Annotated in this window: 5 protein-coding genes and 3 pseudogenes; 4 read left to right on the top strand and 4 right to left on the bottom strand. The window is 70.7% G+C overall.

Annotated features, from left to right (window positions below):
• Nucleotides 1–1,044, top strand: a 1,044-nt coding sequence (gene istA / locus RH94_RS03985) for an IS21 family transposase (protein ID WP_407697253.1), incomplete at its 5' end; no start/stop codon positions are given.
• A gap of 5 nt (nucleotides 1,045–1,049) precedes the next feature.
• Nucleotides 1,050–1,838 carry an IS21-like element helper ATPase IstB gene (gene istB / locus RH94_RS03980; protein WP_073946254.1) on the top strand — a complete coding sequence of 263 codons (789 nt, stop codon included), beginning with the start codon at nucleotides 1,050–1,052 and terminating at the stop codon, nucleotides 1,836–1,838.
• Nucleotides 1,839–2,243: 405 nt separating this feature from the next.
• Here the strand turns inward: istB and ychF are convergent, their stop codons facing one another.
• On the bottom strand, nucleotides 2,244–3,332 hold the full coding sequence (gene ychF, locus RH94_RS03975) for a redox-regulated ATPase YchF (RefSeq protein WP_073946253.1): 1,089 nt from the start codon (nucleotides 3,330–3,332) through the stop codon (nucleotides 2,244–2,246).
• 317 nt (nucleotides 3,333–3,649) lie between these two features.
• Between ychF and RH94_RS03970 the strand changes: the two genes are divergently transcribed.
• Nucleotides 3,650–4,048 carry a DUF6542 domain-containing protein gene (locus RH94_RS03970; RefSeq protein WP_407697252.1) on the top strand — a complete coding sequence of 133 codons (399 nt, stop codon included), beginning with the start codon at nucleotides 3,650–3,652 and terminating at the stop codon, nucleotides 4,046–4,048.
• 19 nt (nucleotides 4,049–4,067) lie between these two features.
• On the opposite strand, the pseudogene RH94_RS42265 reads toward RH94_RS03970, so the two are convergent.
• From RH94_RS42265 to RH94_RS03960, 3 genes and pseudogenes are all read right to left on the bottom strand, one after another.
• Nucleotides 4,068–4,518, bottom strand: a pseudogene (locus RH94_RS42265) (ROK family protein); the annotation flags it as partial.
• Between the two features lie 4 nt (nucleotides 4,519–4,522).
• Nucleotides 4,523–4,758 (bottom strand): annotated as a pseudogene (locus RH94_RS42260) (ROK family protein); the annotation flags it as partial.
• 122 nt (nucleotides 4,759–4,880) lie between these two features.
• Entirely contained in the window at nucleotides 4,881–5,888 is a 1,008-nt protein-coding gene (locus RH94_RS03960) for a 4-hydroxy-3-methylbut-2-enyl diphosphate reductase (protein WP_073946251.1), read from the bottom strand.
• 99 nt (nucleotides 5,889–5,987) lie between these two features.
• On the opposite strand from RH94_RS03960, the pseudogene xseA reads away from it, so the two are divergent.
• Nucleotides 5,988–6,821: pseudogene (gene xseA / locus RH94_RS03955) on the top strand (exodeoxyribonuclease VII large subunit); the annotation flags it as partial.

Genomic DNA, 6,821 nt, shown 5'->3' with positions numbered 1-6,821 from the left:
GAGCTGCTGGCGGAGTACCCGCGGATGCCCGCCACGGTGATCGCCGAGCGGATCGGCTGGGAACGGTCGTTGTCGGTGCTGAAACGGCGGGTGCGGGAACTGCGGCCGGTCTACCTTCCGGCGGACCCCGTCTCGCGGACGGCGTATCAGCCCGGCGAGCTGGCCCAGTGCGATCTGTGGTTCCCGCCGACGGACATCCCGCTGGGCTTCGGGCAGACCGGGCGCCCGCCGGTGCTGGTGATGGTGGCCGGCTATTCCCGGGTGATCGCCGCGCGGATGCTGCCGTCGAGGCAGGCCGCCGATCTCGTGAGCGGGCACTGGGACCTGCTGTCCGGCTGGAATGCGGTGCCCCGGACATTGGTCTGGGACAACGAGGCGGCCATCGGCCGCCGCCGGGAGGGGCGGGTTGTGCTCGGCCACGAGTTCGCCGCGCTGGCCGGGCTGCTGGCCTGCAGGGTGATCCTGTGCCGGCCGCGCGACCCGGAGGCCAAGGGGCTGGTCGAGCGGGCCAACGGCTACCTGGAGACGTCGTTCCTGCCCGGCCGGGTGTTCACCTCCCCGGCCGACTTCAACACGCAGTTGGCCGCGTGGCTCGAGGTCGCCAACCGCCGGGTGCACCGCACCCTGCAGGCCCGTCCGGCCGAGCGGTGGGAGGCCGACCGGGCCGCGATGCTGCCGCTGCCGCCGACCGCGCCGCCGCGCTGGTGGCAGACCTCGGTGCGGATCGGCCGGGACCATTACATCCGCCTGGACACCTGCGACTACTCGGTCCACCCGGCCGCGATCGGGCGGGTCGTGCGGATCGAGGCGGACACCGAGACGGTGCGGGCCCGCCTGGACGGCCGGCTGGTCGCCGAGCATGCGCGCTGCTGGGCCCGCCACCAGACGCTGACCGACCCGGACCACGCCGAGGCCGCCACGGTGATGCGGCGCCAGTACCGGCACGGCGGGGCCGTCGCCGCGGCGGTGGAGGTCGCACAGCCGGATCTGCCGGCCTACGACCGCATCTTCCAGCTGATCGAGGGCGGCGGAGGAGAGGAGTGAAACTCATGGCCACCCGCACCATCACGTCCCGGGACGTCGCCGCCGAACTGGCCTTCCTCAGCCGTGCCTTGAAGGCACCGGCCCTGCTGGACGCCGCCGACCGGCTCGCCGAACGCGCCAGGGCCGAGTCCTGGACGCATCAGGAATATCTGGCCGCCTGCCTGCAGCGCGAGGTCGCCGCCCGCGAGGCCCACGGCGGTGAGGGCCGCATCCGCGCGGCCCGTTTCCCCGCCCGCAAGACCCTGGAGGAGTTCGACTTCCATCACCTGCGCGGGCTGAAACGCGAGGCGGTCGCCCATCTGGGCACCCTGGACTTCATCACCGGCAAGGAGAACGTGGTCTTCCTCGGCCCGCCCGGCACCGGCAAGACCCACCTGGCCATCGCCCTGGGCATCCGCGCCTGCCAGGCCGGCCACCGCGTCGCGTTCGCCACCGCCTCCCAGTGGGTCGACCGCCTGGCCACCGCCCACACCACCGGAAAACTCCAGGACGAGCTCCTCCGCCTCGCGCGCATCCCCGTTTTGGTGATCGACGAGGTCGGCTACATCCCATTCGAGCCGGAAGCCGCGAACCTGTTCTTCCAGCTGATCTCCGGCCGCTACGAACGCGCGTCCGTGATCGTGACCAGCAACAAGCCGTTCGGACGCTGGGGCGAGGTCTTCGGCGACGACACCGTCGCCGCCGCCATGATCGACCGTCTCGTCCATCACGCCGATGTGCTCTCCTTGAAGGGAGACTCCTACCGGCTCAAAGACCGCGACATCGGCCGCACACCGAGCGCGGCGACCGGGTGAACAACACAGCAGACGGGGTAAAAAGTCACCGACCCCAGGGGGGTCCAGGTTCAGAGACCGCCGACAAGGGGCGTTCGACCAAGCCGACGCCCCGGCCGGATCCTTTGCCACTCGCAAGACGGAGCGCCATCATCCCGCCCCATGAACGAAGACGGAAGCGGGCCACGAGGCACTTCACGGCCGCAGGCCAGGCTCTGGCCGTACACATACCAGCACGGGCGCTCTCATCCCATCCAGCACGAATCCAGCACGGTAGGGGTGAGCAGGGGTGATGACAGGTGACGAGAGGTCAGAAAATCCAGCACCTATCCAGCACCGTAAAAATCTAGGGGCCCGACCCCGAAGAGTCGGACCCCATTTGACTTGCACGTTTGCCAGATCAGCGAAGTGGTGCTAAGTCACCCGCTACACGTTGAAGCGGAACTCCACCACGTCCCCGTCGCGCATCACGTAGTCCTTGCCCTCCATGCGGGCCTTGCCCTTGGCGCGGGCCTCGGTGACCGAGCCGGTCTCGAGGAGGTCGGCGAAGGAGATGACCTCGGCCTTGATGAAGCCCTTCTGGAAGTCGGTGTGGATCACGCCAGCGGCCTCGGGGGCGGTGGCGCCCTTCTTGATGGTCCAGGCGCGGGACTCCTTGGGGCCGGCCGTCAGGTAGGTCTGCAGGCCGAGGGTCTCGAAGCCGACGCGGGCGAGGGTGGCCAGGCCCGGCTCGTTCTGGCCGACGGACTCCAGCAGCTCCAGGGCCTCCTCCTCGTCGAGCTCGGCGAGGTCGGCCTCCAGCTTGGCGTTGAGGAAGATCGCCTCGGCGGGGGCGACCAGGGCGCGCTGCTCGTTCTTGAAGTCCTCGTCGGTCAGTTCGTCCTCGTCGACGTTGAAGACGTAGAGGAAGGGCTTCGTCGTCAGCAGGTGCAGGTCGTGGAGGAGCTCGGCCCGCTCGCTGCCCTGGACGATGCCGTGCGCGAAGAGGGTGTCGCCCTTCTCCAGGATCTCCTTGGCCTCCTCGACGGCCTTGACCTTCGGGGCCACGTCCTTCTTGATCCGCGACTCCTTCTGGAGCCGGGGCAGGACCTTCTCGATGGTCTGGAGGTCGGCGAGGATCAGCTCGGTGTTGATCGTCTCGATGTCCTCCTTGGGCGAGACCCTGCCGTCGACGTGGACGACGTTCTCGTCCTTGAAGGCGCGGATGACCTGGCAGATCGCGTCCGACTCGCGGATGTGCGCGAGGAACTTGTTGCCCAGGCCCTCGCCCTCGCTGGCGCCGCGCACGATGCCGGCGATGTCGACGAAGTCGACGGTGGCCGGGAGGATCCGCTCCGACTTGAAGATCGAGGCGAGCTGGGCGAGCCGCCCGTCCGGGACGCCGACGACACCGACGTTCGGCTCGATCGTGGCGAACGGGTAGTTGGCCGCGAGCACGTCGTTCTTGGTCAGGGCGTTGAACAGGGTCGATTTGCCGACGTTCGGCAGACCGACGATTCCGATCGTGAGCGACACGTTGCGACTTCCCGTACGTGAGGAGACTGTGGGCCAGGCGGCCGATCCACCAGTCTACGGCGTGTCGCGGCGCGGCCCCGAGACGGTTCGAGCCCTCGGTCACAGTGCGTGGTCCGGCGTGTCAGACGGCCTATTCAGCACATAAACAGACCTAGGTTGGTGCGGTGGAGCAACACAGGACGCGACACCAACAGTACGGACCGCGACGCGGCAGGCCGTCGGTGCCCCCGGCGCGGCGGGCGTCGACGGCACGGCCCCCGTCCGCCGCCGCCCCGACCGCGGCGGCCCCCGTCCCACGGCAGCTGCCCGGTCCGCGGTTGACGGGCCTGGGCGGCGGGCTGTTCTGCGGGGCCGTCATGCTCCTGATGGGCCTTGCCGACCTGCTGCTCCTCGACGGCTCCCTGGCCGTCTACGGCGTGCTGTTCCTGCCGGTGTGCGCGCTGACCGCGGTATGGGTGCGCCAGGCCGACCTGCTGACCGCGCCCGTCGTGGTGCCGATCGGGTTCGCCGTGGGGCTGCTGCCGGTGGTCGACGGGGACGGGGGCTTCCTCGGCAGGCTGCTGGGGCTGGTGACCGCGCTCGCCACGCAGGCCCTGTGGCTGTACGCCGGGACGCTGATCGCGGGCGTGACGGCGCTGGTACGGCGGGCGGCACTGGGGCGGCGGGCGGCGCTGGTACGGCGGCGGGCGGCGGTGCGGGGCCGGGCGTCGGCGTGAGGTGCGACCCCGCACGGGGTCAGCCGTGCTCCGCCGCGTGCATCGCCGCGCCCACGATGCCCGCGTTGTTCTGCAGCTGCGCGGGGACTATCTCCGCCTCGACACCCTCGATGAGCGGCAGGAACTTGTGGGCCTTGCGGCTGACTCCGCCGCCGATGATGAACAGCTCGGGGCTGAAGAGCATCTCGACGTGGGCGAGGTACTTCTGCACCCGCCGCGCCCAGCGGTCCCAGCTCAGGCCCTGGTCCTCCTTGGCCTTGCTGGACGCCCGCTTCTCCGCCTCGTGGCCGTTCAGCTCCAGGTGGCCGAGCTCGGTGTTGGGGACCAGGGCGCCGTCGACGAAGACCGCGCTGCCGATGCCGGTGCCGAAGGTCAGCAGGATGACCGTGCCCTTGCGGCCCCGGCCGGCGCCGAAGCGCATCTCGGCGACGCCGGCCGCGTCGGCGTCGTTGACCACGGTCACCGGCAGGNNNNCCGAGCCGCTCGCTGAACAACGCGCGCGCGTCGGTGTCGACCCAGCTCTTGTCGACGTTGGCCGCGGTGCGGACCGTGGCGCCGCCGGTGACGACGCCCGGGAACGTCAGCCCGACCGGCCCCGTCCAGCCGAAGTGGCCGACCACCTGCCGGACCCCGTCGGCCACTCCGTCGAGCGTCGCCGGCTGCGGGGTGAGCACCTTGTGCCGCTCCTGGACCAGGTCTCCCTCGTCCAGGTCCACAGGGGCGCCCTTGATGCCGGACCCGCCGATGTCCACGCCGAAGATCTGCATGGCACCACGTTACGACGTACGACTGACGGTCACTCCTGCGCCGTGGCGTCCGGCCCGCCCGGCCGTCACTCCTGCGCCGTGCCCGACCCGCCTCGCTCGGCGGCCAGCGTCGCCGCCTCCTCGCGCAGGTCCCGGCGGAGCTCCTTGGGCAGGGAGAAGATGATGGACTCCTCGGCCGCCTTGACGATCTCCACGTCCTCGAAACCGCGCTGCGCGAGCCATTCGAGCACCTGCTCGACCAGGACCTCCGGCACCGAGGCGCCCGAGGTCAGGCCGACCGTGGAGACGCCCTCCAGCCAGGCCTCGTCGATCTCGTCGGCGAAGTCCACCAGGTAGGACTGGGCCGCGCCGGCGAGCTTGGCGACCTCCACCAGCCGCTTGGAGTTGGAGGAGTTGCGGGAGCCGACCACGATCACCAGGTCGGCCTCGGCGCCCATCTGCTTCACGGCGAGCTGACGGTTCTGCGTGGCGTAGCAGATGTCGTCGCTGGGCGGGGACATCAGCTGCGGGAACTTGTCCTTGAGCGCGTCGACCGTCTCCATGGTCTCGTCGACCGAGAGCGTGGTCTGCGACAGCCACACGACCTTGGAGGGGTCGCGGACCTCGACGTTCGCGACGTCCTCGGGACCGTCGACGAGCTGGATGTGCTCCGGGGCCTCGCCGGTGGTGCCGATGACCTCCTCGTGGCCCTCGTGCCCGATCAGGAGGATGTCGTAGTCCTCCTGGGCGAACCGGACGGCCTCCTTGTGGACCTTGGTCACCAGCGGGCAGGTGGCGTCGATGGTGGCCAGACGCCCGCGCCTGGCCTCCTCGTGGACGGCGGGGGCCACGCCGTGCGCCGAGAACATCACGATGTTGCCCGGCGGCACCTCCTCCGTCCGCTCGACGAAGATCGCGCCCTTCTTCTCCAGGGTCTGCACGACGTACTTGTTGTGGACGATCTCGTGCCGGACGTACACCGGGGCCCCGTACTGCTCCAGGGCCTTCTCGACGGCGATCACGGCACGGTCCACCCCCGCGCAGTAACCCCGGGGGGCGGCGAGCAGGACACGGCGGCCAGACGAAGCGGTCATGGCCCCATGGTAAGGCCGCCCCGGCGGCTCGAAGATCGCACCGTCCGGCCCGGGACGCCATGGTCCGCGTTGTCGGTGGCGGGGGCTACTCTCGCGGACATGGCTGTCTCCACGTCTCCCGAAGCCCCCCTGCCCGTCGGTGAGGTGTCGCGGCTGATCGGGGGGTGGATCGAGCGGCTCGGGGCCGTGTGGGTGGAGGGGCAGATCACGCAGTTGTCGCGGCGGCCGGGCGCGGGCGTGGTGTTCCTGACGCTGCGCGACCCGTCGCACGACATCTCCGTCAGCGTGACCTGTTACCGGCAGGTGTTCGACGCGATCGCCGACGTCGTCGGCGAGGGCGCCCGGGTCGTCGTGCACGCGAAACCCGAGTGGTACGCCCCGCGCGGGCAGCTGTCGCTGCGGGCCGCCGAGATACGGCCCGTGGGGGTCGGGGAGCTGCTGGCCCGGCTGGAGCAGCTGAAGAAGACGCTCGCGGCGGAGGGGCTGTTCGCGCCCGAGCGCAAGAAGCCCCTGCCCTTCCTGCCCCAGCTCGTCGGACTCGTGTGCGGCCGGGCCTCCGCCGCCGAGCGGGACGTGCTGGAGAACGCCCGGCAGCGCTGGCCCGCCGTCCGCTTCGAGGTGCGCAACGTCGCCGTGCAGGGCGTGCACGCCGTCCCGCAGGTCGTGCAGGCCCTCAAGGAGCTCGACGGGACCGACGACGTGGACGTGATCATCGTGGCGCGGGGCGGCGGCAGCGTGGAGGACCTGCTGCCCTTCTCCGACGAGCAGCTCGTCCGCGCGGTCGCCTCCTGCCGTACGCCGGTCGTCTCCGCGATCGGGCACGAGCCGGACACCCCGTTGCTCGACTACGTCGCCGACCTGCGCGCCTCCACCCCGACCGACGCCGCCAAGAAGGTCGTGCCGGACGTCGGCGAGGAGTACGAGCGGGTACGG

The sequence above is a fragment of the Streptomyces kebangsaanensis genome (genome assembly GCF_001906585.1).
Classification (GTDB): Bacteria; Actinomycetota; Actinomycetes; order Streptomycetales; family Streptomycetaceae; genus Streptomyces; species Streptomyces kebangsaanensis.
This window is presented reverse-complemented; position numbering and strand designations above follow the sequence as displayed.